This is a genomic window from Streptomyces sp. NBC_01497 (assembly GCF_036250695.1).
Lineage (GTDB): Bacteria > Actinomycetota > Actinomycetes > Streptomycetales > Streptomycetaceae > Streptomyces.
Genome location: NZ_CP109427.1, coordinates 768,852 through 795,144, shown reverse-complemented (window position 1 = coordinate 795,144; position 26,293 = coordinate 768,852). Strand labels below are relative to the sequence as shown.

Sequence of the window (26,293 nt, the reverse complement as noted above, 5' to 3'; positions counted from 1 at the left end):
CAGGAGCTGATGCGATCCGTGGTCGATACGGCGCGGGCCATTTTCGGGGCGCAGGCCAGTTCGGTCTTCCTCCTCGACGAGGACCGGCACGAACTGGTCTTCCAGGCGGTCTCGGGGCGCGGCGAGAGTTCTCTCGTGGGACGGCGGTTCCCGGCGGACGGCGGCATAGCGGGCTGGGTGGTCGCCTCGGGCGAGCCGATGGTCGTGGACGACCTCTCCCACAACACCTCCTTCGCCCGCGACTTCGCCGAGTCCACCCGGTACGTGCCCGACGCCCTGATGGCCGCGCCGCTCACCCACGGCGAGCGGCTGCTCGGAGTGCTGGAGGTGCTGGATCCGGCGCCGCAGTCGCGCTCCAGCCTCGACGAACTGGACCTGCTGGCCCTGTTCGCGCGGCACGCGGCGGTGGCGCTGCGGGTGGTCGTCGACCGCAGCCGGCCGGCCGACACCGAACTCGACGGTGCGGGGCGCACGGCGGCCCTGCGGATGGCCGACGAGCTGCGGCGCCTGCTGGAGACCTCGGGCTGAGCCCGGATCCCCCCGCGGCGGCCCGCCAGGAGGCGCCGGCCGGTCGGGCGCCGCGCGTCCGGTGGCGGGGCCGTCCGCCCGGTGGGCCCGGTGGCCCCCGAGGAGACCCGCGTACGGGAGGGGGCAGCCACCGGCGGGAGGATGCCCGCGGCGGTACCGCGCGCAACCTCGCAAGGCCGGGGCGGCCGAGGCACCCGGCAAGGCGGCAAGGGAGCGCCCCCGCCGCGGGGCGTCGGGCGTTCGGGGACCCGGCTCGTGCCCGGCCCGGGGGCCGCAACGGTCAGGGGGCCGGCGTTTCCCGTCGGATCAGGGCGCGCCGGCGGCGGGGCCCGTCCTGGTCGCGAGCAGCAGCCGTTGCAGCTCGCGCGCGGCGCGCGGCGGCGGCACGTCGCTGCGGTGCGCCAGCGCGATCGTCCGCCGCAGTCCCGGTGGGGCGAGCTCCGTCACCCGCAGGTCGCGGCCCGCGCGCTCCGCGACCATGCTCGGTACGACCGCGACGCCGAGTCCCGCCCGGACGAAGCCGAGCACGGCGTCCATCTCGCCGCCCTCCACGGTGAACGACGGCTCGAACCCCGCCGCGTGGCAGGCCCCGACCGTCAGCTCCCGCAGGTCGTAGCCGTGCCGGAACATCACGAGCGGCTCGCCCTGCAGATCGGAGATCCTGACCGGCCGGCGGGGTGCGGGCCCGGCCGCCGACGACACCACCACCAGGTCCTCCTGCAGCAGCTCCACCGTGGTGAGCGCGGGGGAGGGGGTCGGCAGGGGCAGTACCACCAGAGCCAGGTCGACCGCCCCCCGCGCCAGCTCCCGCACCAGGTCGCGCGAACCGCTCTCCTCGATCCGCAGCTCGATCCCCGGGTGCAGGTCGTGGAAGGCGCGCAGCACATCGGGCAGCAGGCCCGTGCACACGCTCGGGGTGGCGCCCAGCCGGATCCGGCCCCGGCGCAGCTGCACGAGTTCCTGCACCTCGTGCCGCGCGGTCTCCGCGTCCGCGAGGATCCGCCGGGCCAGTGGCAGCAGCGACTCCCCGGCCTCGGTGAGCGCGACATTGCCGCGGGCCCGGCTGAACAGCGCGGCGCCCAGTTCGTTCTCCAGCGCCCGGATCTGCTGGGACAGCGAGGGCTGCGAGACGTGCACGTGCTCGGCGGCTCGCGTGAAGTGGCGGGTCTCGGCGACCGCGACGAAGTAGTGAAGCTGATGGAACTGCACGATGTCATGATAGGTACAGGCTATGGATATGAGCCAATCCATGTCTTGGACCTCTGGGGCCCACCGGATCTAACGTCAGCGCCATGGCTCTGGCTTCGCGGACTGACAAACGGCCGTCCCTGCCCCAATCGGTCTGGGACTCCACGATCGGCAAGAAAACGGTGATGGCCGTCAGCGGTCTGCTGATGCTCGGCTACCTCGTGGTCCACATGTACGGGAACCTGAAGATCTTCTTCGGGCCCACCACCTTCGACGACTACGCACACTGGCTCCGTGTCATCGGCGAGCCGTTCTTCCACTACTCATGGCTCCTGTGGATCATCCGGGTGGTCCTGGTCGTCGCCGTCGTCGCGCACGCCGTCAGCGCGTACCAGCTCAGCCGCCGCGACATCGCCGCCCGCCCCACCAAGTACGTGCACAAGAAGGCCCGCACCAGCTACGCCACCCGCACCATGCGCTGGGGCGGGGTGATCCTCGGCCTGTTCATCGTCTGGCACATCCTCGACCTGACCACCGGCACCGTGCAGCCGGGCTTCGTGCCGGGGCACCCCTACGCCAACGTCGTCGCCGCCTTCAACGAGTGGTGGAACGACGTCATCTACATCGTCGCGATGCTCGCCCTCGGCCTGCACATCCAGCACGGCTTCTGGAGCGCCGCGCAGACCCTCGGCGCGGGCAGTGCCACCCGCGACCGTGCCTTCAAGACCGTGGCGAACGTGCTGGCGCTCCTGCTGACCGCCGGATTCATCGCCGTACCCGTCGCCGTCATGACCGGACTGGTGAGCTGACATGAACGAATACATCCGATACTCCACGGGCGAGCCCGTCGCGGACACCAGGGCACCGGACGGCCCCGTCGAGGACCGCTGGAGCCGCCGCCGCTTCGAGGCCAAACTGGTCAACCCGGCGAACCGCCGCAAGCACACCGTCATCGTCGTGGGCACCGGCCTCGCGGGCGGCGCCGCCGGCGCGACCCTCGCCGAACAGGGCTACCACGTCGTCCAGTTCTGCTATCAGGACTCGCCCCGCCGGGCCCACTCCATCGCCGCACAGGGCGGTATCAACGCCGCGAAGAACTACCGCAACGACGGCGACTCCGTCCACCGGCTGTTCTACGACACCGTCAAGGGCGGCGACTTCCGCTCCCGCGAGTCCAACGTGCACCGCCTCGCCGAGGTCTCCGTCGAGATCATCGATCAGTGTGTCGCGCAGGGCGTGCCGTTCGCCCGCGAGTACGGCGGCCTCCTCGACACCCGTTCCTTCGGCGGCGTCCAGGTCTCCCGTACGTTCTACGCGCGCGGCCAGACGGGCCAGCAACTCCTCCTCGGCGCCTACCAGGCACTCTCGCGGCAGATCGCCGCGGGCACCGTCGAGATGCACGCCCGCACCGAGATGCTCGACCTGATCGTGGTCGACGGCCGGGCCCGGGGCATCGTCGCCCGCGACCTGATCACCGGTTCCGTCTCCACGTACTTCGCGGACGCCGTCGTCCTCGCCTCGGGCGGCTACGGCAACGTCTTCTACCTGTCGACCAACGCGAAGAACAGCAACGCCACCGCGATCTGGCGGGCCCACCGGCGCGGCGCGTACTTCGCGAACCCCTGCTTCACCCAGATCCACCCCACCTGCATCCCGCGCTCCGGCGAACACCAGTCGAAGCTGACGCTGATGAGCGAGTCGCTGCGCAACGACGGCCGCATCTGGGTGCCCAAGGAGCGCGGCGACGACCGCCCGCCGCACCGGATCCCGGAGGACGAGCGCGACTACTACCTGGAGCGCGTCTACCCGTCCTTCGGCAATCTGGTGCCCCGCGACATCGCCTCCCGTGCCGCGAAGACCGTGTGCGACGAGGGCCGCGGCGTCGGGCCCGGCGGACAGGGCGTGTACCTCGACTTCGCCGACGCCATCGAGCGCCTCGGACGGCCGGCGGTCGAGGCCAAGTACGGCAACCTCTTCGAGATGTACGAGCGGATCACCGCGGAGAACCCGTACGAGGTCCCGATGCGGATCTACCCCGCGATCCACTACACGATGGGCGGCCTCTGGGTCGACTACGACCTCCAGACCACCATCCCGGGCCTGTTCGCGATCGGCGAGGCCAACTTCTCCGACCACGGCGCGAACCGGCTCGGCGCCTCCGCGCTGATGCAGGGCCTCGCGGACGGCTACTTCGTGCTGCCGCCCTCGCTCAACGACTACCTGGCACGCAACCCCCGCCTCGACGCGCTGGACGAGAGCCACCCGGAGGTAGCGGGGACCGTGGCCGACACCGAGGACCGGCTGAGGCTGCTGCTGTCCGTCGACGGCGACCGCACACCCGACTCGTTCCACAAGGAGATCGGTGAACTCCTGTGGGACCACTGCGGGATGGCCCGCACCGATGAGGGCCTGCGCAAGGCACTGGACCGTATCCCGCAGATCCGCGAGGAGTTCTGGCGCCGGATCAAGGTCCCGGGCACCGGCGAGGAACTCAACCAGTCCCTGGAGAAGGCCAACCGCGTCGTCGACTACCTCGAACTCGCGGAACTCCTCTGCCTCGACGCGCTGCACCGCAGCGAGTCGTGCGGCGGCCACTTCCGCGAGGAGTCCCAGACCGAGGGCGGCGAGGCCGCCCGTAAGGACGACGCCTTCTCCTACGCCGCGGCCTGGGAGTTCGCGGGCACCGGCGAGGCGCCCGTCCTGCACAAGGAAGACCTCGTCTTCGAGTACGTCCACCCCACCCAGCGGAGCTACGCATGAGGCTCACCCTGCGCGTCTGGCGGCAGGCGAACGCCGACGCCGACGGCAACATGGTCACCTACGAGATCGACGGCATCACCGAGGACATGTCGTTCCTGGAGATGCTCGACTCCCTCAACGAGAAGCTGATCCTGGAGGGCGACCAGCCCGTCGCGTTCGACCACGACTGCCGTGAGGGCATCTGCGGCGCCTGCGGTGTCGTCATCAACGGCGACGCCCACGGCCCCGAGCGCACCACCACCTGCCAGCTGCACATGAGGCACTTCAAGGACGGCGACACGATCGACGTCGAGCCCTGGCGCGCGGGGGCGTTCCCCGTGGTCAAGGACCTCGTCGTGGACCGCTCCGCGTTCGACCGGATCATCGGCTCCGGCGGGTACATCACCGTGCCGACCGGAGCGGCCCCCGAGGCCCACTCCACGCCCGTACCCAAGCCCGACGCGGACTTCGCCTTCGAGCACGCCGAGTGCATCGGCTGCGGTGCCTGTGTGGCGGCGTGCCCTAACGGGTCGGCGATGTTGTTCACCTCCGCCAAGATCAACCATCTGAACGTGCTGCCGCAGGGCGCCCCCGAGCGGGAGTCGCGGGTCCTCGACATGGTGACGCAGATGGACGACGAGGGCTTCGGCGGCTGCACGCTGACGGGGGAGTGCGCGACCGCTTGCCCGAAGGGCATCCCGCTGATGTCCATCACCTCGATGAACAGGGAGTGGCTGCGGGCGAACCGCAAGGCCACCCGCTGAGAGGGACAGCCACGACGGGGGCCGGGCATCGGGGAAAGCCGTCCGCGGAGGCGGGGCCCGGACCGCCGACGGGTCCCGCCCGGCAGGCCGGGCCGCGCCCGTGGTGCGCGGCCCGGCCTGACCCGTCGCGCCGGTCAATCGGCACCGGCCGGCGTACGGGATCGGGTACCGGCCCGGGCGCCGGGCGTCCGTACGGGCCGGCGCGCGTTCCGGGAGTCCGCAGCGGGCAGGGTGTCCCTACCGGGCCCGGGGCCCGCGCCGCGAGCCCGTCCGCGGCCGGGCGCCCGCGCCGGCCGGCCCGAGCAGCCGGCGGAGCAACCACCTCCCGGCCGGGCGCCGGAGCTGCTCCGTCCCCCGTTCGGAGCAGCGCGGCGGCCGGAGCCCGAACGGCACCGAAGGGGGCTCCCGCCTGCTCCCCGATGCCTCCTATCGGGCGGTTCGGTGCACCGGACGGCCCTGTTCGCTTCGCTCCTCGCGCGATCATGACATCCACTGGAGGTCATGCGGCCCCACTCGGGTGAGCCGTGCCCGCCTACCCGGCGGCTTCCGAAGGAGTCCGGATGAAGAACACCGCTGTGAGGGCGGCCGCCGTGGTGGCGGCAGCTCTCTTCGCGACGACGGCGACGGCCTGTTCGAACAGCGGGTCGTCCTCGCACCAGAAGGAGGACACGGGCGCCAACGTCAAGGCGGCGGCCGAGCAGGCGACCGCCTCGGCGTCGTCCGGCATGCCCGGCATGAAGGACGGCGCGTCGAAGATCATGACGAGCAACGTGCCGGGTCTCGGCGAGGTGCTGGTCGACAGCAAGGGCCACACGCTCTACGTGTTCGCCAAGGACACCACCGACAAGTCGACCTGCACGGGCGCCTGCGCCAAGCAGTGGCCGCCGGCCATCGTCACGGCGACGCCGAAGGCCGCCACCTCCAGCGCGTCCCCGTCGGCGAGCGTGTCCGCCAGCGGTTCCGCCTCGCCGAGCGCCTCGGTGTCGGTGTCCGCGTCCCCGACGTCGAGCGCCGGCGCGGTCCGTTCCGACCTGCTGGGCACCACCAAGCGCAGCGACGGCACACTGCAGGCCACCTACAACAAGCACCCGCTGTACTACTTCGTGGAGGACACGAAGGCGGGCCAGGCCAACGGCCAGGGCCTCAACGCCTTCGGCGCCAAGTGGTACGTGGTCGACGCGCAGGGCAAGCCCGTCCTGGCGAAGGCGCCGAAGAGCAGCGGCAGCCCGAGCGGCAGTTCGAGCAGCAGCAGTTCCGGCGGCGTCCAGTACTGACGCACGCCGCCGCGGACGGTCCGCGCGCTGACCGCAGCAGGACCCGGGCCCCCGGGACGTACGACGCGTCCGGGGGCCCGGGTGTGCCAGGACCCGCCGCGGGCCCGGCCCCGGTCGGCCGGAGCGGTCAGCCCTTCAGGCCTCTCAGTTCCGCGAGCCGCCGGTACGAGTCGGACAGCGCGGCCCGGTCGTACGTACTGGTGGTGACGAGGAACTCGTCCGCGCCGCTGCGTTTCAGCAGCCCGTCGAGCGCGGGGCCGACCTCCTCCGCGGTGCCGTACAGGTGTCCGCTCATGGCCTCCTCGAACAGGGTCCGCTGACGGGCGGTCATGGCGCCGACGTCCACCGCCTCGGCCGGCCGCAGCGGGGGGAACTCGCCGCGGGTACGGGAGTACGCGCTCGACCACGCCTCGGGGACGAGGATGCGCCGCGCCTGTTCGGTGGTGGCGGCGATCGCGACCGTGCCCGAGAGGATGAGCCGGGGCCCGGCGCCCCAGGCCGAGGGCCGGAAGTCCGCGCGGTAGGCGTCGACGGCCCGCAGCATCGCGTCCTCGCCGCGTACCGACGCGATCACCAGCGGCAGACCGGCCCGCGCCGCGATGCCCGCGCCCCGGCCGGTGGCGAGGACGAACGCCGGAACGCGCAGACCCTCGGCGGGGCGCGCGTGCACCTGCGGGTAGTCGCTCTGCTCACCGGTCAGCCAGCCGAGGAGTTCCTGAAGTTGCGCCGGGAAGCCGTCGGCCGCCTCCTTGCCCTGGCCGAGCGCCCTGCGGATGCCGTCGGTGAAGCCGACGGACCGCCCGAGGCCCATGTCGATGCGGCCGGGGAAGAGGGACTCCAGGACACCGAACTGCTCCGCCACGATCATCGGCCGGTGGTTCGGCAGCATCACTCCGCCCGTACCGACGCGGATCGTGGAGGTCGCGGCGGCCACCGCCGCGGCGAGGACCGTCGGCGCGGAACCGGCGACGCCCGGCACGCTGTGGTGCTCGGAAACCCAGAACCGGTGGTAGCCGAACGCCTCGGCCTGCCGCGCGAAGTCCACGGTGTCCCGCAGCGCCTGCCCCGTGTCCTGCCCCTCCCGCGTACGGGAACGGTCGAGGACGGAGAACGGTACCGAGGGCGGGGCTGAGGGCGGGACCGCGGCTTCACTGCTCATACACACGTCAACACAGCATTGACGTCCAGACTTCCTGAAGACCCGCGCGGGGGCGCATCCGGGCACGGCGGTCCGGCGGGGAATCCCGCCGCGAGGGATGCGCGCCCCGCCCGCGCTTCCGTGCTCTCACATGTGTTTCACAAGCTAAAGGTGATCTGCGTCACTGTCCTTGACGTCCCTCACCTGCTGTTTGGGGCGCTCCGTCCCGGATGGTTGGGGAATGCGTGGCGGGCGGGGTCGGTGTGGTCCCGCCGGTGCTATCCGCAGGACATATGTAAGTCATATGGAGGAGATAGATTACTTGCATCTACCAACGTTCTGCTTCCCGCGCGCGCCGCGGGGTGGTGCGCGTACGTGAAGGAGTAAAGGCATTGTGGGCATGAGCCGAACAACCGCAGCGGAACCATCGCGGACCGGTCCCGGCGAGAACTACAAATGGATCGCGCTCTCGAACACCACCCTCGGTGTGCTGATGGTGATGATCAATCAGTCGATCGTGCTGATCGCGCTGCCTGACATCTTCCGCGGGATCGACCTGAATCCGCTCGACCCCGGCAACACCAGCTACCTGCTGTGGATGCTGATGGGCTTCATGGTGGTCACGGCGGTCCTCGTGGTGACCTTCGGCAGGCTGGGCGACATGTTCGGCCGGGTCCGCATGTACAACATGGGCTTCGCCGTCTTCACCGTGTGTTCCATAGCGCTCTCGCTGACGTACTTCGACGGCAGCGCGGGAGCCCTCTGGCTGATCGGCTGGCGCATCGTCCAAGGCATCGGCGGCGCGCTGCTGTTCGCCAACTCGACGGCGATCCTCACCGACGCGTTCCCCGTGCACCAGCGGGGCACGGCGCTCGGCATCAACTCCATCGCCGCCATCGCGGGTTCCTTCATCGGCCTCATCCTCGGCGGCGTGCTGGCACCCGTCGACTGGAAGCTGATCTTCCTGGTGTCCGTGCCCTTCGGCATCTTCGGCACCATCTGGGCCTACATCAAGCTGCACGACACCGGTGTCCGGGTGCACGCCAAGATGGACTGGTGGGGCAACATCACCTTCGGTGTCGGCCTGATCGCCGTGCTCGTGGGCATCACGTACGGCATCCAGCCCTACGGCAAGTCCACGATGGGCTGGGGCAACCCGATGGTCATCGCGGCTCTCGTCGGCGGTGTAGTTGTCTTGGGCATCTTTGTGTGGATCGAACGCACCGTCGATCAGCCCCTGTTCCGCCTGTCGCTGTTCCGACTGAGGGCGTTCACGGCCGGCAACATCGGCAGTCTGATGATGGCGCTCGGCCGCGGTGGCCTGCAGTTCATGCTCATCATGTGGCTCCAGGGCATCTGGCTGCCGCTGCACGGCTACAGCTTCGAGAAGACGCCGCTGTGGGCCGGTATCTACATGATCCCGCTGACCATCGGCTTCCTGCTGTCCGCTCCGCTCTCCGGCTGGCTCTCCGACCGGGTCGGCGCCCGGATGTTCACCGTCGGCGGCGCGGTGGTCACCGGCGGCGGCTTCGTCGCGCTGATGCTCCTGCCCACCAACTTCAACTACGCGCTCTTCGCGGTCCTGTTGTTCGTCAACGGCCTCGGGTCCGGCCTCTTCGCCTCGCCCAACCGGGCCGAGATCATGAACTCGCTGCCGGCCGACGCCCGCGGTGTCGGCGCCGGCATGAACGCGACCTTCATGAACTCGGCGTCCGTCCTGTCCATCGGCATCTTCTTCAGCCTGATGATCACGGGCCTCTCGCACACCCTGCCCACCGCGATGCACTCGGGCCTCATCCACCAGGGCGTGCCCGAGAACGTCGCCGCGGGGGTCTCCCAACTCCCGCCGATCGCCGTGTTGTTCGCCGCATTCCTCGGCTACAACCCGTTCCAGCAGCTGCTGGGCCCCGAGTTGGCGAAGCTGCCGGACCACGGTGCCTCCGTCACCAACAAGGAGTTCTTCCCGAACCTGATCTCGGGACCGTTCCACTCCGGTCTCGTCGTCGCGTTCTGGTTCGCGATCGCCGCCTGCGCCGTCGCGGTGGTCTCGTCCCTGCTCACCGGCAAGCTCGGCAGCAAGCACCAGGTGGTCACCCCGGAGCCGCTGGGCGAGGAACTGGCCGCCGTCTCCGGCGAGGCGGGACTCGCCATGACCGAACTCGTCGTCCCGGAAGGCGGGTCGGTGAGCGGCGAGGCCGCGGGCACCAGCAAGGGCGGCAAGGACTGACCGCCCGAGCACTCCCGGCCCGAGGGCCGGCGACCGCCCGGTCACATGCATGCGCCCGTCCGCCGAATCCGGTGGGCGGGCGCCGCTGTCGAGCAGTCCGATCAGACGCCGGTAGCCGCCGTTGTCCGGCTTGCAGGCTTGTCGTTGTCGGTGGTGCGGTCGGCACCCTCGATGTGCTGCCCCCAGTACGTTCCTGTGACCATGAGCGCCGCCCCGAGGCCGGCGAAGGCGGTGAACTTCTCGCCGCCAAGGCCGATGCCGGCTGCGACGGCCCAGACCGGTTCGGTGCCCAGCAGGAGACTGGCCCGGCTCGCCGAGCTGTTCTGCACCGCCCAGGTCTGGGCGAGGAAGGCGAACACACTGCAGAGCAGGGCGAGATAAACGAGCCGGCCCCAGACCGGGGCATCGGCCTGGGTCAGTGTCGACAGGCCTCTCGCGGCGGGTACGACGAACAGCGCCGAGCCGACAACGGTCTGGACGGCCGTGAGCTGGAGGGGCCGCACGATACGGCCCTTCGTCAGTCGCCCGACGAGTACGACGTGCCCTGCGCGCACCACCGCGGCGGCGAGTATCAACAGGTCACCGCTCCGCGGGCGGTGGAAGCCGCTGCCGAACATGAGCACGGTGACGGCCAGCAGGCACACGCCCGTGGCGGCGAAGAAGCGCAGGGGCAGCCGGCTCCTGCCCGCCGTACGGTCCAGCAGTGGGGTGAGCACGATGGTGAGGCTGATGATCAGGCCGGCGTTGGCTGCGCTGGTGTGCGCGACGCCGTACGTCTCCAGCACCAGGACGGCCGCCTGCGTGACCCCCAGCAACGCCCCGACCTGAACCTCGTCCCGCGTGAATCGCCCATTCCTGCGGCGAGCGGCGACGAGGGCGAAGCAGGCGATCGCGGAGACCGCGTACCGCACGAACAGCACTACGAGGACGGGCAGGGCATGGGTGGCCGTCTTGGCGGCCAGATAGCTGGAGCCCCAGACGATGGCGACAAGGAGAAGCACTGCGTCAGTGCGGCGGGCGTAGAACACGCACCCACACTGCAGGGCCTCGAAACTGAAGCCAAGAGCCATCTCCTTCAGAAACCCTGAAGAACCACTACACTATGCGCGTGAACGAACGGCAGCTGCAGATCTTGCGGGAGCTCGGCGAGCTGGGAAGCGTCACCGCGACAGCCGAGGCGCTCTTGATGACACCCTCGGCGGTCTCCCAACAGCTACGGCTGCTGCAACGCTCGATTCCGGTCCCACTCACCGAACGTGACGGACGGCGGTTGGTGCTCACCGATGCCGGGCAAGCCCTGGCCGGTGCGGCGATCGAGGTGGAGACCGCACTGGCCAGAGCACGGAACACCATCGAGGAGTTCGTCGAGCAGCCGGACGCAGGTGTGTCGGTAGCCGCATTCCACAGCGCGGCCGCCGCGTTCTTCCCCCTGCTGCTCCAGCAGGCGGGCCCCGGACGCCCGCAGCTCGCGCTCGCCGACGAGGATGTCGCGCAGGACCAGTTCCCGCGGCTCACCCAGGACTACGACCTCGTGCTCGCCCACCACCTCGGCCAGGCACCACCGTGGCCGGGCACGGTCATCGCGAGCACGCTGCTGCGCGAACCTCTCGACGTCGCACTGCCCGGCGACCACCCCCTGGCCGCCAAACGACGCCTCACCCCGCAAGACGTCGCGGATCAACCCTGGATCACGGTGCATGACGGCTTCCCGCTGATGGCCACCATCGATGCCATCGCCACCGCGGCGAACCGGCCGCTCAACGTCGTCCATCGCATCAACGAGTTCACCGTGGCCGCCGAAGCCGTGGCGGCGGGAGGCGGCCTGGCCCTGATGCCCCGCTGGACCACCCGTCCGCACCCCGCACTGACCCTCAGGCCCCTCAGCGGTGTGCAGCCACGACGCCACGTCGACGTGCTCCACCGCCCCGAACGGGCGGCACGACGAGCCGTACGGACAGTGCTCACGGAACTGCACCGTGCGGCCGCAACGGTCCGAAGCCGTGACATCGGCACACGTGCGACGTAAAAGAGACTTCCGCTGCCGCGGCCTGACCTGGGTGAGCGAGCCGCAGGCGCTGCCCCTTCTTCCACGGCAGCCGCCCGTGCCGGAGGCTTCGTCGTGCCCCGTCCCCTGCGGTCCGGTGCGATAGGCCTCGCAGCCTCGGCGCTCACGCCGGGGCTGCGCCTGCCTCGCCTTGCTCTGCCCGTCGTAGTCCGCCCACGCCTCGGCCGACACCCTCACCTGCTGGGCCACGTCATGCACCGCGGCGGCCGGCACGTCCTCGGCCGCCTCCGGGAACCGAGTCCCCACCTCGAAGAACGTCAGCAGCGAAGCGAGACCGGGTCCACTTGCTCCGGACGTGTTCCGCACCCTCTCCATGTCGTCGTGCAGTGCCCGGACTTCGATCAGGGCTTCCGGCTCCCCGTCCTGCCGTACCCGCGACCCCTCAGCCGCCGGAGATCATTCGTCCGGCCCAACGAGCCACCCGGGTGAAGGGAAACGCGGACCGGGGCGGTTGCGCGGCGATACAGGTCCGTTCGCCGCAGCTGTACGGGAACACAGGAGAGCCCACCACCGGCAATCCAGCCGTCCGAGGTCCGGACGGACGAAGCCACCGGGGCAGGCCTCGCGAATCGCCGTGCGGCGATGATCCGCCGGGGCCGGGCGGACGTGGCTGCGAACCGGTTTCCCGGACGGTGCCGAGGTGGGGGTGTCCCGGCGCGGACCGGCGCTGCCGGAAACGGACGCGGGTCCGGGGGGCGAACGGCGTCCGGGGTGGTTCCGGGCGTGACGCGGCTTCCGCCGAGACGGCCCGGTGCGGCCCTCACTCAGCCGTTCCCGGGACGGCCGAGCCGCGTGACCCGTTCATTCAGACGGCTCACATGCCCCCTCCTCCGGGCAGTCACGTCGAATCCAGCCGGTGACGGAAGAAACAAGGTGCCGAGCCCGCACGCTCGTGCGAGACCCCGGCCGCCGTGCTCCCTACCGGTACTGGAGACAGCCATGTCCGCCGTCGTCCCCGCCCCCCGTACCGCCGCTGACCCGGCCGCGGTGCCCCCGCCCCCCGCACCCCGTGACGCTTCCCGCTCCGCCGCCGTGCCGCCGCTCGGGGCGCGGCCCGCCGCCGGGGGCCGCTACCGCGTGTCGCTCGCCCGCGACGAGGACGGCGTCCGCGCCGCCCAGAAGCTGCGCCACCGCGTCTTCGCGGGTGAACTCGGCGCCGTGCTCGACGGCCCGGAGCCCGGCCTCGACGGTGACCGCTTCGACGCGCACTGCGACCACCTGCTGGTCCGCGACGAGACGACGGGCGAGGTCGTCGGGACCTACCGGCTGCTGCCGCCCGAGCGGGCCCGCGCCGCCGGGCGGCTCTACTCCGACGGGGAGTTCGACCTGACCGCGTTCGCGCCCCTGCGCACGGAGCTGGTCGAGGTCGGCCGCTCCTGCGTGCACCCGGACCACCGCACCGGGGCCGTCATCAGCCTCATCTGGGCGGGCCTGGCCCGCTACATGGCGACGACGGGCCACCGCTACCTCACCGGCTGCTGCTCGGTGCCGCTCGGCGACGGCGGTGCCCTCGCCGCGTCGGCCTGGCGCACCGTAAGGGACAAGCACCTCGCCCCCGAGGAGTACCGCGTCAGCCCGCTGCGGCCCTGGCACCCGGGCCCGGACGCCGAGGCCGCCTCCCGGGCCGAACTGCCCGCTCTGCTGCGCGGCTACCTGCGGCTCGGCGCCTGGGTCTGCGGCGCCCCCGCGCACGACCCTGACTTCGGCGTCGCCGACCTCTGCGTGCTCCTCTCGATGGACCGGGTCAACGACCGCTACCTGCGTCATTTCCTCTCGCTCGCCCCCGCGTCATGAGCGGCTGGCTGCCGAGGGCGCCCTGCACTCCTGCCGGGTGCGCCGTCCACCGGGGGCCCGCGGTCGCGGCGCCGGTCGCGGCCGGCCGGCTGCTGAGCGGCGCCGGCCTGCTCGTCGCCGGTGTGGTCCTCGCCCCGGTGACCGCCCTGCTCGGGGCGGTGCACCGGGACCGGATCAGCCGGCGCTGGGCGCGCGCGCTCCTGCGCGGGTTCGGGGTACGGGTGCGGGTGCACGGCCCGGGCGATGCGCCCGCCGGATCGCACGAGGGCGGTGTGCTCGTCGTGGCCAACCACATCTCGTGGCTCGACATCCCGCTGGTCGCGACGGTCCTTCCGGGCCGGAACCTGGCCAAGAGCGAGATACGCGGATGGCCGGTGCTCGGACGGGTGGCCGCCGGTGGCGGCACCCTGTTCGTCGAGCGCGAGCGGCTGCGGGCCCTGCCCGGCACGGTGCGGACGCTGGCCCACGCGCTCGGCGCCGGCTCCCGGGTGGTGGTCTTCCCCGAGGCGTGCACCTGGTGCGGCCGTGCGGGCGGGCGGTTCACCTCGGCGGTCTTCCAGGCGGCGCTGGACGCCGGCACCGCCGTCCGGCCCGTACGGATCTCCTACCGGGCGGCGGACGGGAGCCTCACCGGGGCCGCCGCGTTCGTCGGCGAGGACACACTGCCCGCCTCGCTGTGGCGGGTGGCCGCCGCCGGCGGGATCACCGCGGAGATCACCGTCCTGCCGGAGATCCCCGCCGGCGCCTTCACGGACCGCCGGGACCTGGCCGCCGCCGCGTGGCATGCGGTGTACGGCACCGGACGGCAGGAGGCGCACCGCGGGGTGCGGTCCGCGGTCGCGCACGCACAGTCCGCGTCGACGGTTCTGCCGACGGTCGGCGCGCGCCACCCGCTTGTCGAGGCGCCCGTCCCGCCTGCCGGGACGCCTGTCTCACCGTCCGCTCCCGGGCTCGTGCCGGCCGGCAACGGGCAGACCCCGTCCGGGCGCGGGCCGGCGGGGCCGGCCGAGGCGGCCGATCCCGCTCCCGGCCTGGTCCCGGGGCCGCGCCGCGGCCGTCAGAGGAGCCGTGGGCGAGCCGGGGGGAACGGGTCCCGGCCGTCGATTTTCTGACGTTTTCCTGACCACGGCACGGGCACCCTTGTGCGAGCGGAAACGAGTGGCTTTAGGTTGGACCGGAGCGCTTCGGCCCGACCCGGGGCCCGCGCCGCCACGGCCTCGACAGGAGGAACCGGCCATGCCATCCGACAACACCGCAGATGGGCGCAGTGCGCTCACCGAGGAACAAGCAGAGGCGCTGCTCGACGGCATCTGCTTCAAGACAGGACCGCCCCGCACGGTGGGGGTAGAACTGGAATGGCTCGTTCACGATCGTCACCACCCTGAACAACCCCTATCGGCCGAACGTCGTACGTCCGCCTACGACGCGATACGGTCCCTGCCGCTCACGTCGGCCCTCACGTTCGAACCCGGCGGCCAGCTGGAACTCAGCTCACAGCCCGCCGCGTCGCTGACGGAATGCGTCACCACCGTCACCGCGGATCTGGAAGCGGTCCGCACACAGCTCCGCGCCGCCGATCTCACTCTCGCCGGGTACGGCCAGGACCCCTGGCACCACCCCGAGCGCATGCTGCACGCCCCCCGTTACGACGCGATGGAGGCGTACTTCGACCGGTACGGCGGTACGGGACGCACGATGATGCGCACCACGGCGTCCGTGCAGGTCTGCCTCGACGCGGGCCACGAGGAGCCGGGGCCACTCGGCCACGGCCGCCGCTGGCAGCTCGCGCACCTGCTGGGCGCCGTCCTCGTCGCCGCGTTCGCGAACTCGCCGATGCGCCGCGGCCGCGCCACCGGCTGGCGCTCCACCCGCCAGGCCGTGTGGACGAAACTCGACCCCGCCCGTACCGGCGCGCCGGACATCGACCGGGACCCGCGCGAGGCATGGACGGCGTACGCGCTCGACGCGCCCGTGATGTGCGTCCGCACCGACGAGGGGCCCTGGGCGGTACAGGACGGGCTCACCTTCCGGGAGTGGATCAGACGCGGGCTGCCCCGCCCGCCCGATCGCACCGACCTCGAATACCACCTGACCACGCTCTTCCCGCCGGTCAGGCCGCGCGGCCACCTGGAACTGCGCATGATCGACGCCCAGCCCGGCGAGAACGGGTGGATCGTGCCGCTCGCCGTGACGACCGCGCTGTTCGACGATCCCGCGGCCGCCGAGACCGTGTACCGCGCGGTCAAGCCCCTCGCCGAGACGGCCGGGCCGCTGCCCGCCCCCGGCAACCTCCTGTGGCTGAACGCCGCCCGCCACGGCATGGCCGACCCGGAACTGCGGGCGACGGCCGCCACCTGCTTCGAGACGGCCCTGGAGGCCCTGCCGCGCATCGGCGCCGACCGGTCCGTCCAGGACGCCGTCGCCGACTTCGCCGAGCGTTACGTCCTGCGGGGCCGATGTCCCGCCGACGACGTGAGCACATCCGAACCCGAGAAGGACCCGACGCCATGACCGAGCGCTCCGCCGAGACCCCGAACGACTCCGCCGCGAGCACCTCTTCGTCCGCGGTCACGGGCACCACGCCCGGGGGAAGCGAGACGCCCCCGGCCACACTGCTGATACCCGGCCAGGACGCCGAGGCTCTTCGCGTCCACGCCGTCCGGACACTGACCCGGGCGCGCGCCCGCACCGCCCTGCTGACGTCCTGCGTCGACGAGGACGACCTCACCGCCCAGCACTCGCCCCTGATGTCGCCGCTCGTGTGGGATCTCGCCCACATCGGCAACCAGGAGGAGCAGTGGCTGCTGCGCAACGTCGGCGGCCGGGACGCCGTACGTCCCGACATCGACTTGATCTACGACGCCTTCGAGCACCCGCGCTCCGAGCGGCCCACGCTGCCGCTGCTGCCGCCCGCCGAGGCGCGCGCCTACGCCGCCGACATCCGTGACCGGGTCCTCGACGTCATCGAGCGCACCCCGCTGCACGAGGGCGCGCCGCTGCTGCACTCGGGGTTCGCCTACGGGATGATCGCCCAGCACGAGCAGCAGCACGACGAGACCATGCTGATCACCCATCAGCTGCGCAAGGGTCCGGCCGTGCTGCACGCGCCGGAGCCGCCCGCGCCGGGCGCGGCGGACGTGGCGGCGCTGCCCACGGAGGTGTTCGTGCCCGCAGGGCCCTTCACCATGGGCACCTCCACGGAGCCCTGGGCCCTGGACAACGAGCGCCCCGCCCACCAGCGCCTGGTGCCTGCCTTCCACATCGACACCGTGCCCGTCACCAATGGCGCCTACCGGGCCTTCATCGAGGACGGCGGGTACACCGACGAGCGGTGGTGGGCGCCCGAGGGCTGGGCGCAGATCCGCGAACACGGCATCGGCGCCCCGCTGTTCTGGCGCCACGACAGCGGCCAGTGGCTGCGCCGCGGCTTCGGCACACTGGAGCCCGTCCGGGACGACGAGCCGGTGCTGCACGTGAGCTGGTACGAGGCCGACGCGTACGCCCGCTGGGCGGGCCGGCGCCTGCCCACCGAGGAGGAATGGGAGAAGGCAGCCCGCCACGACCCGGCGACGGGGGAGTCCCGCCGCTACCCGTGGGGCGACGCCGACCCGACACCCGAGCACGCCAACCTCGGTCAGCGCCACCTCAAGCCGGCCCGCGTGGGCAGCTACCCGGCCGGTGCGTCCCCGCTCGGCGTCCGGCAGCTCATCGGCGACGTATGGGAGTGGACGTCGAGCGACTTCCTGCCCTACCCGGGCTTCACGGTCTTCCCGTACCCGGAGTACTCGCAGGTGTTCTTCGGCGGTGACCACAAGATCCTGCGGGGCGGGTCCTTCGCGGTCGACGAGGTCGCCTGCCGGGGGACGTTCCGCAACTGGGACCTGCCGGTGCGCCGGCAGATCTTCTCCGGCTTCCGCACCGCGCGGGACGCCTGATGTGCCGCCATCTCGCCTGCCTCGGGCCGCCGGCTCCGCTCGGCGAGGTGCTCGTCGAGCCGCCGCACGCCTTGTACGAGCAGTCCTGGGCTCCCCGGCGGCAGCTCCACGGCACGGTCAACGCCGACGGTTTCGGCGTCGGCTGGTACGCGCAGGACGATCCGGTGCCCGCGCGCTACCGGCGCGCCGGGCCGATCTGGGCGGACCTCGGTTTCGCGGACCTGGCCCGCGTGGTGCGCACGGGCGCGCTGCTCGCCGCCGTACGGGACGCCACGGTGCCCGGCGCGGACGGCGAGGCGGCGGCGGCGCCGTTCGCCGCGGGGCCCTGGCTGTTCAGCCACAACGGCGCGGTGTCCGGCTGGCCCGGCAGTGTCGCGGCGCTCGCCGCCGCGCTGCCCGTCGAGGAGCTGCTCGCGCTGGAGGCCAGAAACGATTCCGCACTGGTCTGGGCCCTGCTCCTGCACCGGCTGCGGGCCGGCGACACGCTCGGCCAGGCGCTCGCCGACACCGTCCACGACGTGGCCGGCGCCGCACCCGCCTCCCGGCTCAACCTGCTGCTGACCGACGGCGCCGCCATCGCCGCCACCGCCTGGGGCGACACCCTCTGGCACCTCCACGACCCCGGCCGCCGCGTGGTCGTGGCCTCGGAGCCGTACGACGACGACCCCCGCTGGTGCGAGGTCCCCGACCGCACGCTGCTCGTGGCGACCCGCGCCGACGTGACGCTCTCCCCCCTCAAGGAGCCACCCTCGTGAGCCCTTACACCGTGACCCGCACCCTGCCCGAGGACGCCACCGGCGCCGCGCTGCGCGCCGACGTGCTCCAGGGCCTCACCGCCGACCCCAAGTCGCTGCCGCCCAAGTGGTTCTACGACGCGCGCGGCAGCGACCTGTTCGAGGAGATCACCCGGCTCCCCGAGTACTACCCGACCCGCGCGGAACGCGAGATCCTGCTCACCCGCGCCCCCGACATCGCCGAGGCCACCGGCGCCCGCACCCTCGTCGAACTGGGCTCCGGGTCCTCGGAGAAGACCCGGCACCTGCTCGACGCGCTCACCGCCGCGACCGGGCTGCGCGACTACGTGGCGGTCGACGTGAGCGAGAGCGCCCTGACCGGCGCCGCGGAGGCACTGCTCGCCGAGCGCCCCGAACTGCGGGTGCACGCGCTCATCGCGGACTTCACCCGGAGCGTGGCCCTGCCGCCGACCGAGGGCCCGCGGCTGGTGGCGTTCCTCGGCGGGACGATCGGGAACCTGCTGCCGCCCGAGCGCGCGGCCTTCCTCTCCTCGGTACGGGCGCTGCTGGCGCCGGGTGACTCGCTGCTGCTCGGCACGGACCTCGTCAAGGACGAGGGCGTGCTGGTGCGGGCCTACGACGACGCGTCCGGAGTGACGGCCGCGTTCAACAAGAACGTCCTGACCGTGGTCGACCGCGAGCTCGGCGCCGACTTCGAGCTGAGTGACTTCGACCATGTGGCGCTCTGGGACCGCGAGAACGAGTGGGTCGAGATGCGGCTGAGGGCCCGGCGCGGCCTCACCGTCAAGGTGCCCGAGCTCGATCTCGTCGTGCACTTCGCACGGGGCGAGGACATGCGGACGGAGATCTCCGCGAAGTTCCGCAGGGAGGGGGTCGACGCCGAGGTCACCGCGGCCGGGTTCGCGCCCTCCCGCTGGTGGACGGACACGGAGGGCCGCTTCGCGCTCTCGCTGGCGACGGCCGTCTGACCCGCCGCGCGCGGCGCCGGTCCCCGCAGGCGCGGGGACCGGCGCCGCCGGCGCGTCCGGGCGGCGTCGCCCTGCGGGTCCCGCACGCCGTACCGGGGCCTGGCGGCCGCGTCCCGTCAGCTCCAGCCGTAGCGCTCCCGCAACCGGTTCACCACCAGGTTGAACCGGCCCCGGTCCAGGGCGCACGCCTCGCGCCGCATGCCCTCCTCGTGCAGCCGCATCACCCGCTCCAGCGCCACCCACGAGTCGCGTTCCTCGCGGTCCCAGGGGCCCTGGCCGATCGCCACCCAGCCGGGGTCGTCGCTGTGCCGCTTGCTGGTCAGCTGCACGGCGAGCAGCGTGCCGCCGGCCTCGCGTGCCACGACCAGGACGGGGCGGTCCTTGCCGCGTCCGTCGTTCTCCTCGAACGGCACCCAGGTCCACACGATTTCGCCCGGGTCGGGGTCCCCGTCGTGCGCGGGGGAGTACTCGGTGCGGACCTGTCCCACCTGGTGGGGGTCCGCCTCGGTCGTGGCCGCCGGGCCGGTGCGGCCCGGCACGTCGCTGTCGGCGTGGTCGTGTACGTCGGAGTAGGGCGTCATGGCAACGACCGTAGGGCCCCGTGGCCGGGGCCCGTCCACCAGGTCACCCCTCGCGGGACGTTGACACCGCACGGCGCGAGGCAGAGACTCGACGGGCACGAGTGAACGAGTGTTCGCAGAGCGCACAGACCCGGCGTGACCACGGCGACCCGGCCGTCGGGCGGGCCGCCCGCACCGAGCCACCGCCGCACCGCCCCCGGTCGCGGGAGAGAGACGAGAGCCATGAGCCTGCGCGATGTCTACGTCGTCGACGCCGTCCGTACCCCCATCGGCAGGTTCGGGGGCGCCCTCGCCCCGGTACGCCCCGACGACCTGGCCGCTCACGTGCTGAAGTCCCTGGTGGACCGCACCCCCGCCCTCGACCCGGCCCGGATCGACGACGTCGTCCTCGGCGACGCCAACGGCGCGGGCGAGGACAACAGGAACGTGGCCCGCATGGCCGCACTGCTGGCCGGCCTGCCCGTCTCCGTGCCCGGCGTGACCGTCAACCGGCTCTGCGGCTCCGGCCTCGAAGCCGTCATCCAGGCCGCCCGCGCCGTGGCCCTCGGCGACGCCTCCGTGATCCTCGCGGGCGGCGTGGAGTCGATGACCCGCGCGCCCTGGGTGGTGCAGAAGCCGGAGCGCGGCTTCCCGGCCGGCCACCAGCAGCTCTGGTCGACCACGCTCGGCTGGCGGATGACCAACCCGCGGCTGCCCGCGGAATGGACCGTCCCCCTCGGGGAGAGCGCCGAGCAGATCGCCGACAAGCACGGCATCACGCGCGAGCAGCAGGACGCCTTCGCACTGGGCAGCCACCGCAAGGCCGCCGCGGCGTGGGCCGCCGGACTCCACGACGACGAGGTCGTGCCCTACCCCGGCATCGACCTCGTCCGGGACGAGTCCATCCGCGACAGCACGTCGATGGAGGCACTCGCCAAGCTGAAGCCCTCCTTCCGCACCGACGGGACCGGCCGGGTCACCGCGGGCAACTCCTCGCCGCTCAACGACGGGGCCGCCGCGCTGCTCCTCGTCGACGAGGACGGACTGCGCGCGTGCGGCCGCGAACCGCTCGCCAGGATCAGGACGTCCGCCGTCACCGGCATCGAGCCCAACCTTTTCGGACTCGGCCCCGTCGAGGCCGTACAGCGCGCCCTGAAGAAGGCCGGCAGGACCTTCGCGGACCTCACCACCTTCGAGCTGAACGAGGCGTTCGCCGCCCAGTCGCTCGGCTGTCTCGCCGAATGGCCCGAACTCGACCCGTCCGTCGTCAATCCGCGCGGCGGCGCCATCGCCATCGGCCACCCGCTCGGCGCGTCCGGCGCCCGCATCGCGGGATCCGTCGCCCACCAGCTCGCCGCGGCGGGCTCCGGCACCGGTCTCGCGGCTCTGTGCATCGGCGTCGGGCAGGGCCTCGCCCTCGTCCTCGAACGCTGAACGGACAGCGTCCCCACGACATGCGGACCACCGTAGGGATCATCGGCGCGGGCCCCGCGGGACTGCTGCTCGCCCGGCAGTTGCACCTCGCGGGCATCGACTGCGTCGTCCTGGAGAACCGCGACCGGGCCTACATCGAGGCGCGCCAGCGCGCCGGCATGCTCGAAGCGGGCACCGTCGAGGCGCTGCGCGCTGTCGGCGCGGGCTCGCGCCTCGACGCCGAAGGACTCGAACACCACGGCATCGAGCTGCGTTTCGACGGCACGTCCCACCGCGTCGACTTCCGCGCGCTGACCGGGCGTACGGTCACGGTCTACGCGCAGACCGAGATCGTCAAGGACCTCGTCGCCCTGCAACTCGCCGAAGGACCACCGCTGTTCTTCGGAGCCGAGGCGGTCGCCGTCGAGGGCGCCGACGGCGGGAGCCCTCGCGTGCGTTACCGCCACGAGGGCCGGGAGGCCACCCTGGAGTGCGACTGGATCGTCGGCTGCGACGGCTTCCACGGCGTGGCGCGCTCCGCCGTCCCGGCCGCGCTGCGCACCACGTACGAGCGCGACTATCCGTTCTCCTGGCTGGGCATCCTCGCCGACGTCGCGCCCTCCAGCGACGAACTCGTCTACGCGCGCGGCGCGACGGGCTTCGCGCTGCTCAGCATGCGCTCGCCCACCGTGTCCCGGCTCTACCTCCAGGTCCCGAACGGCACCGACCCGGCCGACTGGCCCGACGAGCGGATCTGGGACGAGCTGGACGCACGCTTCGCGGCCGGCTCCGATCCCGACTGGACGCTGCGACGGGGGCCGGTCACCAGCAAGACGCTCACGCCCATGCGCAGCTTCGTCTGCGAACCCATGCGCCACGGGCGGCTGTTGCTCGCGGGCGACGCCGCACACATCGTGCCGCCCACCGGCGCGAAGGGCCTCAACCTCGCGGTCTTCGACGTCCGGCTGCTCGGCAGGGCCTTCGAAGCGCTGCACCGCACCGGATCCACCGCCCTGCTCGACGCGTACCCCCGTGCCGCACTGCGCCGCGTCTGGCAGGCCACCCGCTTCTCCTACGACATGACCACGATGCTCCATGTCCCGCCCGGCGAGAGCGACTTCGACCGGCGTATCGAACTGACCAGGCTGGAGCGCATCGCCACGTCGCGTGACGCGGCCGCCGAACTCGCCGCCCAGTACACGGGCCTTCCGCTGGAATGACCACTCCGGCCCGCTCGGGGCAGGGACCGCCGAACCGCCGCAATGACACTCCTGGGAGAGCGCCGTGGTACTCCTCGACCCGAAGACCTGGCAGCCCGTGGCCCTGACCGGTGGCGCGTCACCGGTCGTGGAACCCGCCACCGGCGAGACGCTGGCCACCCTCACACTCGCGGCGCCGGACGACGTGGGCACCGCCGCGCGGTCCGCGGCGCAGGCCCGGCACGGCTGGGCCGCGACCCCCGCCTTCCGCAGAGCGGCGGTGCTGCGCCGGGCCGGCGACCTGTTCGGCGCGCACGCCGACGAACTGCGCGCGTGGCTGATAAGGGAGACCGGTTCGGTCCCCGGCAAGGCCGACTTCGAACTGCACGTCGCCGCCCAGGAATGCTACGAGGCCGCCTCCCTCGCCACCCGGCCCGCCGGCCAGGTCCTCACGAGCGAGGAACCGCGCCTGTCCTACACACGGCGGGTGCCCGTGGGCACCGTCGGCGTCATCGCGCCCTTCAACGCACCGCTGATCCTGTCGATCCGGTCCGTCGCGCCGGCGCTCGCACTCGGCAACGCCGTGCTGCTCAAACCGGACCCGCGCACCGCCGTGTCCGGGGGCCTCTCGCTCGCCGCCGTCCTCGCCGAGGCCGGACTGCCGGAACACCTGCTGCACGTCCTGCCGGGGGGTGCCGCGACCGGACGGGCGCTGGTGGCGGAGCCGACCGTGCCCGTCCTGTCGTTCACCGGTTCCACCGCCGCGGGGCGCGCCGTGGGGGAGAGCGCCGGCCGCCTGCTCAAGCGGGCGCACCTGGAACTCGGCGGCAACTCCGCGCTGGTGGTGCTGGAGGACGCCGACATCGACGCGGCCGTGGCCCAGGGCACGTGGGGCTCCTACTTCCACCAGGGCCAGATCTGCATGACCACGGGCCGCCACCTCGTGCACGCGTCGCTCCACGACGCCTACGTCGAGGCCCTCGCGGCCCGCGCCGACGCGCTCGCCGTCGGCGACCCGTACCGCGAGCAGGTCCATCTCGGGCCCGTGATCGACGCCGGTCAGCGCGACAAGATCCACGCACTCGTCTCCGGCAGCGCCGCGGGCGGCGCGCGGATCGTCGCGGGCGGCACGTACGACGGGCTGTTCTACCGGCCCACCGTCATCGCGGACGCGACCGACGACACCCCCGCCTACGCGGAGGAGGTGTTCGGCCCCGTCGCCCCGGTGCGCGCCTTCAGGACCCTGGACGAGGCCGCCGCGCTCGCCGCCGACTCCGCGTACGGGCTGTCCCTCGGCATCGTCACGCGGGACACCGCCCGCGGGCTCGCCTTGGCCGAGCGCGTCCCGACGGGGATCGCGCACATCAACGACCAGACCGTGAACGACGAGGCCGCGGCACCCTTCGGGGGCGTCGCGGCATCCGGTACCGGCGCGCGCTTCGGGGGCGAGAGCAACCTGGACGCCTTCACCGACCTGCGCTGGACGACGGTACGCGAGGACCCGGCCACTCATCCCTTCTGACCACGGTCCCCGTCGGGGACCGGGTACGGACGGCCACCCCCCTCAAGGGGCGGGCCGGGGCGAGTGCCGGGTCGTCGCGGTGTGCTGTTCTCGTGCCGCCGACCGCCTACTCGGCGGCATCCGGGGCGGTGGCCTCCTTGGCCTCCGCCTCGGCGATGGACTTGCGGACCTCGTCCATGTCCAGCGCCCTGGCCTGGCCGATCACGTCCTCCAGGGCCGTCTCGGGGAGGGCGCCCGGCTGGGCGAAGACCGCCACGTTGTCCCGGACGATCATCAGGGTCGGGATCGAGCGGATGTCGAAAGCGGCGGCGAGTTCCTGCTGGGCCTCCGTGTCGACCTTGGCGAAGACCAGGTCCTCGTGACGCTCCGACGCCTTCTCGTAGACCGGCGCGAACTGGCGGCACGGACCGCACCAGGAAGCCCAGAAGTCGATGAGAAGGAAGCCGTTGTCCGACACGGTCTGGTCGAAGTTTTCCTTCGTGAGTTCCATCGTGGCCATGGCCTGACTACCTCTTCCTGTTTGTCCAGTGCAGCCGTCTCGCACAACGGCGTGCACCGTGGGCGTATTCCTGCCGCCCCTTCCCGGTGATCGCCTGGCCATGCGGACCGGACCCAAGCAGACTGTGCGCATGACGCAAGCAATGGAGTACGACGTCGTCGTCGTGGGTGCCGGGCCGGTCGGGGAGAACGTGGCGGACCGGGCGCGTGCCGCCGGTCTGAGCGCCGCGATCGTGGAGAGCGAGCTGGTGGGCGGCGAGTGCTCGTACTGGGCGTGCATGCCGAGCAAGGCACTGCTGCGGCCCGTGATCGCGCGCGCCGACGCGCGCAAGGTGCCAGGGCTGCGGGCAGCGGTCCAGGGCCCTCTGGATGTGCCCGCGGTGTTCGCCAACCGTGACGATTTCACCGCGCACTGGAAGGACGACGGCCAGGTCCGCTGGGTCGACAGCACCGGCACGGTGCTGTACCGGGGCCACGGCAGGCTCGCCGGGCCCAAGCGGGTGTCCGTGACCACCCCGGAGGGCGAGGAGGTCGTCCTCACCGCGCGCCACGCCGTGGCCGTGTGCACGGGCACCAAGGCGCTCGTGCCCCGTCTGCCGGGCGCCGTGGAGGCCAGGCCCTGGACGAGCCGCGAGGCGACCAGTTCCCAGACCGTGCCGGACCGCCTCGTGATCGTCGGCGCGGGCGTCGTCGGCTGCGAGATGGCCACCGCCTACCAGGCGCTCGGCTCCCAGGTGACGCTGCTCATCCGGGGCGGCAGGCCGCTGCCGGGTATGGAGCCGTTCGCGGGCGAACTGGTGGCCGACGCGCTGACCGAGGCCGGCGCGGTCGTGCGGACGAACTCGGCGGCCGCCTCCGTCGAGCGTACGGGCGGCGCGGGCCCCGTCACGGTGGTCCTGGAGTCCGGGGAGCGGGTGGAGGCCGACGAGATCCTCTTCGCCACGGGCCGCCGCCCGAGCAGCGACGACCTCGGCCTGGAGACGATCGGCCTGAAGCCCGGCGCCTGGCTGGAGGTCGACGACACCCTGCGCGTCGAGGGCCACGACTGGCTCTACGCGGTGGGCGACATCAACCACCGGGCCCTCCTCACCCACCAGGGCAAGTACCAGGCGCGGATCGCGGGCGCCGTCATCGCCGCGCGGGCCCAGGGCGTGCCGCTGCTGGAGACCGACCGCTGGGGCATGCACGTCGCGACCGCCGACCGCTCCGCGATGACGCAGGTCGTCTTCACCGACCCGGAGATCGGGTCCGTCGGCCTCACCCTCGCCCAGGCCGAGGAGGCCGGCCTGCGGGTACGGGCCGTGGACCAGGACATGGGCGCCGTCTCGGGCGCCGCGCTGTACGCCGACGGCTACACCGGGCGCGCCCGCATGATCGTCGACCTTGACCGCGAGGTGCTGGTGGGAGTCACCTTCGTCGGCCCGGGAGCGGGGGAGATGCTGCACTCGGCGAGCATCGCCGTGGCGGGCGAGGTCCCGATCGACCGCCTGTGGCACGCCGTCCCCGCCTACCCCACGATCAGCGAGATCTGGCTGCGCCTGCTGGAGGCGTACCGGGGATAGACCCAGGGGACAGGGACGAACGGCGAAGGCGCGCATTGCCTGGCACGAGCGGTGCGCGCCCGCGCGCCGCCCGTGCCACAGGTGCTCGGGTACGTCCGGCGCCCCGCGGCCCAGCGGGGAGCGCCCGTCGTGGAGGGGGAGGCGCGGCCGGGCCCCTGACCCGG

At 72.4% G+C, this 26,293-nt stretch carries 21 protein-coding genes and 1 pseudogene; 17 read left to right on the top strand and 5 right to left on the bottom strand.

Annotated features, from left to right (window positions below; genetic code table 11):
- The first annotated feature begins 9 nt into the window (after nucleotides 1-9).
- On the top strand, nucleotides 10-528 hold the full coding sequence (locus tag OG310_RS03455; protein ID WP_329460008.1) for a GAF domain-containing protein: 519 nt from the start codon (nucleotides 10-12) through the stop codon (nucleotides 526-528).
- Nucleotides 529-834: 306 nt separating this feature from the next.
- Here OG310_RS03455 and OG310_RS03450 read toward each other — a convergent pair whose 3' ends face one another.
- Nucleotides 835-1,737, bottom strand: coding sequence for a LysR family transcriptional regulator (locus OG310_RS03450; protein ID WP_329454387.1), 903 nt, complete (start codon nucleotides 1,735-1,737; stop codon nucleotides 835-837).
- Between the two features lie 83 nt (nucleotides 1,738-1,820).
- Between OG310_RS03450 and OG310_RS03445 the strand changes: the two genes are divergently transcribed.
- The 4 genes from OG310_RS03445 (at nucleotide 1,821) to OG310_RS03430 (ending at nucleotide 6,493) form a co-directional block, all read left to right on the top strand.
- Entirely contained in the window at nucleotides 1,821-2,525 is a 705-nt protein-coding gene (locus OG310_RS03445) for a succinate dehydrogenase cytochrome b subunit (RefSeq protein ID WP_329454386.1), read from the top strand.
- A gap of 1 nt (nucleotide 2,526) precedes the next feature.
- Nucleotides 2,527-4,476, top strand: a complete 1,950-nt coding sequence (locus OG310_RS03440) for a fumarate reductase/succinate dehydrogenase flavoprotein subunit (protein ID WP_329454385.1) — start codon at nucleotides 2,527-2,529, stop codon at nucleotides 4,474-4,476.
- On the top strand, nucleotides 4,473-5,219 hold the full coding sequence (locus tag OG310_RS03435; protein ID WP_329454384.1) for a succinate dehydrogenase/fumarate reductase iron-sulfur subunit: 747 nt from the start codon (nucleotides 4,473-4,475) through the stop codon (nucleotides 5,217-5,219). The genes OG310_RS03440 and OG310_RS03435 overlap by 4 nt, the downstream gene beginning before the upstream one ends.
- Before the next feature lie 560 nt (nucleotides 5,220-5,779).
- Nucleotides 5,780-6,493, top strand: a complete 714-nt coding sequence (locus tag OG310_RS03430) for a COG4315 family predicted lipoprotein (protein ID WP_329454383.1) — start codon at nucleotides 5,780-5,782, stop codon at nucleotides 6,491-6,493.
- A gap of 127 nt (nucleotides 6,494-6,620) precedes the next feature.
- Here the strand turns inward: OG310_RS03430 and OG310_RS03425 are convergent, their stop codons facing one another.
- Complete coding sequence (locus OG310_RS03425; RefSeq protein ID WP_329454382.1) at nucleotides 6,621-7,652, bottom strand: LLM class flavin-dependent oxidoreductase; 1,032 nt, start codon at nucleotides 7,650-7,652, stop codon at nucleotides 6,621-6,623.
- Nucleotides 7,653-8,031: 379 nt separating this feature from the next.
- Between OG310_RS03425 and OG310_RS03420 the strand changes: the two genes are divergently transcribed.
- Nucleotides 8,032-9,858 (top strand): MFS transporter, encoded by a 1,827-nt coding sequence (locus tag OG310_RS03420; protein WP_329454381.1) that lies wholly within the window; start codon nucleotides 8,032-8,034, stop codon nucleotides 9,856-9,858.
- 101 nt (nucleotides 9,859-9,959) lie between these two features.
- On the opposite strand, the gene OG310_RS03415 is transcribed toward OG310_RS03420, so the two are convergent.
- The gene (locus tag OG310_RS03415; protein ID WP_443078538.1) at nucleotides 9,960-10,928 is read right to left on the bottom strand and encodes a DMT family transporter; all 969 of its coding nucleotides are present in this window, start codon (nucleotides 10,926-10,928) and stop codon (nucleotides 9,960-9,962) included.
- Between the two features lie 38 nt (nucleotides 10,929-10,966).
- Between OG310_RS03415 and OG310_RS03410 the strand changes: the two genes are divergently transcribed.
- The 7 genes and pseudogenes from OG310_RS03410 (at nucleotide 10,967) to egtD (ending at nucleotide 19,375) form a co-directional block, all read left to right on the top strand.
- Nucleotides 10,967-11,884, top strand: a complete 918-nt coding sequence (locus OG310_RS03410) for a LysR family transcriptional regulator (RefSeq protein ID WP_329454380.1) — start codon at nucleotides 10,967-10,969, stop codon at nucleotides 11,882-11,884.
- Between the two features lie 978 nt (nucleotides 11,885-12,862).
- Nucleotides 12,863-13,717, top strand: a complete 855-nt coding sequence (locus tag OG310_RS03405) for a GNAT family N-acetyltransferase (RefSeq protein WP_329454379.1) — start codon at nucleotides 12,863-12,865, stop codon at nucleotides 13,715-13,717.
- Nucleotides 13,714-14,514 (top strand): annotated as a pseudogene (locus OG310_RS03400) (lysophospholipid acyltransferase family protein); the annotation flags it as partial. The gene OG310_RS03405 and the pseudogene OG310_RS03400, both read left to right, overlap by 4 nt.
- Nucleotides 14,515-14,953: 439 nt before the next feature.
- Nucleotides 14,954-16,228 (top strand): ergothioneine biosynthesis glutamate--cysteine ligase EgtA, encoded by a 1,275-nt coding sequence (gene egtA / locus OG310_RS03395; RefSeq protein ID WP_329454378.1) that lies wholly within the window; start codon nucleotides 14,954-14,956, stop codon nucleotides 16,226-16,228.
- On the top strand, nucleotides 16,225-17,652 hold the full coding sequence (gene egtB, locus OG310_RS03390) for an ergothioneine biosynthesis protein EgtB (protein WP_329454377.1): 1,428 nt from the start codon (nucleotides 16,225-16,227) through the stop codon (nucleotides 17,650-17,652). The genes egtA and egtB overlap by 4 nt, the downstream gene beginning before the upstream one ends.
- The gene (egtC, locus tag OG310_RS03385) at nucleotides 17,652-18,407 is read left to right on the top strand and encodes an ergothioneine biosynthesis protein EgtC (protein ID WP_329454376.1); all 756 of its coding nucleotides are present in this window, start codon (nucleotides 17,652-17,654) and stop codon (nucleotides 18,405-18,407) included. The genes egtB and egtC overlap by 1 nt, the downstream gene beginning before the upstream one ends.
- The gene (gene egtD, locus OG310_RS03380; RefSeq protein ID WP_329454375.1) at nucleotides 18,404-19,375 is read left to right on the top strand and encodes an L-histidine N(alpha)-methyltransferase; all 972 of its coding nucleotides are present in this window, start codon (nucleotides 18,404-18,406) and stop codon (nucleotides 19,373-19,375) included. The genes egtC and egtD overlap by 4 nt, the downstream gene beginning before the upstream one ends.
- Nucleotides 19,376-19,491: 116 nt before the next feature.
- On the opposite strand, the gene OG310_RS03375 is transcribed toward egtD, so the two are convergent.
- On the bottom strand, nucleotides 19,492-19,956 hold the full coding sequence (locus OG310_RS03375) for a type II toxin-antitoxin system PemK/MazF family toxin (protein WP_329454374.1): 465 nt from the start codon (nucleotides 19,954-19,956) through the stop codon (nucleotides 19,492-19,494).
- Between the two features lie 222 nt (nucleotides 19,957-20,178).
- Between OG310_RS03375 and OG310_RS03370 the strand changes: the two genes are divergently transcribed.
- The 3 genes from OG310_RS03370 to OG310_RS03360 all read left to right on the top strand — a co-directional run bounded on the left by OG310_RS03370 (nucleotide 20,179) and on the right by OG310_RS03360 (nucleotide 24,069).
- The gene (locus tag OG310_RS03370) at nucleotides 20,179-21,369 is read left to right on the top strand and encodes a thiolase family protein (RefSeq protein ID WP_329454373.1); all 1,191 of its coding nucleotides are present in this window, start codon (nucleotides 20,179-20,181) and stop codon (nucleotides 21,367-21,369) included.
- Between the two features lie 20 nt (nucleotides 21,370-21,389).
- A complete protein-coding gene (locus OG310_RS03365) occupies nucleotides 21,390-22,568 on the top strand; it encodes a 4-hydroxybenzoate 3-monooxygenase (RefSeq protein ID WP_329454372.1) in 1,179 nt (392 codons plus the stop codon).
- Nucleotides 22,569-22,632: 64 nt separating this feature from the next.
- Nucleotides 22,633-24,069: an aldehyde dehydrogenase family protein gene (locus tag OG310_RS03360; protein WP_329454371.1), complete on the top strand. Its 1,437-nt coding sequence runs from the start codon at nucleotides 22,633-22,635 to the stop codon at nucleotides 24,067-24,069.
- A gap of 106 nt (nucleotides 24,070-24,175) precedes the next feature.
- Here the strand turns inward: OG310_RS03360 and trxA are convergent, their stop codons facing one another.
- Entirely contained in the window at nucleotides 24,176-24,568 is a 393-nt protein-coding gene (trxA, locus tag OG310_RS03355; RefSeq protein WP_329454370.1) for a thioredoxin, read from the bottom strand.
- A 130-nt stretch (nucleotides 24,569-24,698) separates the two neighbouring features.
- Between trxA and OG310_RS03350 the strand changes: the two genes are divergently transcribed.
- The gene (locus OG310_RS03350) at nucleotides 24,699-26,129 is read left to right on the top strand and encodes a dihydrolipoyl dehydrogenase family protein (RefSeq protein WP_329454369.1); all 1,431 of its coding nucleotides are present in this window, start codon (nucleotides 24,699-24,701) and stop codon (nucleotides 26,127-26,129) included.
- Nucleotides 26,130-26,293 lie beyond the last annotated feature (164 nt).

What these genes read in the sequence shown, in the direction of transcription:
- OG310_RS03455 (WP_329460008.1), top strand. Translation starts at nt 10, where the DNA reads ATGCGATCCGTGGTCGATACGGCGCGGGCCATTTTCGGGGCGCAGGCC.
- OG310_RS03445 (WP_329454386.1), top strand. Translation starts at nt 1,821, where the DNA reads ATGGCTCTGGCTTCGCGGACTGACAAACGGCCGTCCCTGCCCCAATCG.
- OG310_RS03440 (WP_329454385.1), top strand. Translation starts at nt 2,527, where the DNA reads ATGAACGAATACATCCGATACTCCACGGGCGAGCCCGTCGCGGACACC.
- OG310_RS03435 (WP_329454384.1), top strand. Translation starts at nt 4,473, where the DNA reads ATGAGGCTCACCCTGCGCGTCTGGCGGCAGGCGAACGCCGACGCCGAC.
- OG310_RS03430 (WP_329454383.1), top strand. Translation starts at nt 5,780, where the DNA reads ATGAAGAACACCGCTGTGAGGGCGGCCGCCGTGGTGGCGGCAGCTCTC.
- OG310_RS03425 (WP_329454382.1), bottom strand. Translation starts at nt 7,652, where the DNA reads ATGAGCAGTGAAGCCGCGGTCCCGCCCTCAGCCCCGCCCTCGGTACCG.
- OG310_RS03420 (WP_329454381.1), top strand. Translation starts at nt 8,032, where the DNA reads ATGAGCCGAACAACCGCAGCGGAACCATCGCGGACCGGTCCCGGCGAG.
- OG310_RS03415 (WP_443078538.1), bottom strand. Translation starts at nt 10,928, where the DNA reads ATGGCTCTTGGCTTCAGTTTCGAGGCCCTGCAGTGTGGGTGCGTGTTC.
- OG310_RS03405 (WP_329454379.1), top strand. Translation starts at nt 12,863, where the DNA reads ATGTCCGCCGTCGTCCCCGCCCCCCGTACCGCCGCTGACCCGGCCGCG.
- egtA (WP_329454378.1), top strand. Translation starts at nt 14,954, where the DNA reads ATGCCATCCGACAACACCGCAGATGGGCGCAGTGCGCTCACCGAGGAA.
- egtB (WP_329454377.1), top strand. Translation starts at nt 16,225, where the DNA reads ATGACCGAGCGCTCCGCCGAGACCCCGAACGACTCCGCCGCGAGCACC.
- egtC (WP_329454376.1), top strand. Translation starts at nt 17,652, where the DNA reads ATGTGCCGCCATCTCGCCTGCCTCGGGCCGCCGGCTCCGCTCGGCGAG.
- OG310_RS03375 (WP_329454374.1), bottom strand. Translation starts at nt 19,956, where the DNA reads ATGACGCCCTACTCCGACGTACACGACCACGCCGACAGCGACGTGCCG.
- OG310_RS03370 (WP_329454373.1), top strand. Translation starts at nt 20,179, where the DNA reads ATGAGCCTGCGCGATGTCTACGTCGTCGACGCCGTCCGTACCCCCATC.
- OG310_RS03365 (WP_329454372.1), top strand. Translation starts at nt 21,390, where the DNA reads ATGCGGACCACCGTAGGGATCATCGGCGCGGGCCCCGCGGGACTGCTG.
- trxA (WP_329454370.1), bottom strand. Translation starts at nt 24,568, where the DNA reads ATGGCCACGATGGAACTCACGAAGGAAAACTTCGACCAGACCGTGTCG.
- OG310_RS03350 (WP_329454369.1), top strand. Translation starts at nt 24,699, where the DNA reads ATGACGCAAGCAATGGAGTACGACGTCGTCGTCGTGGGTGCCGGGCCG.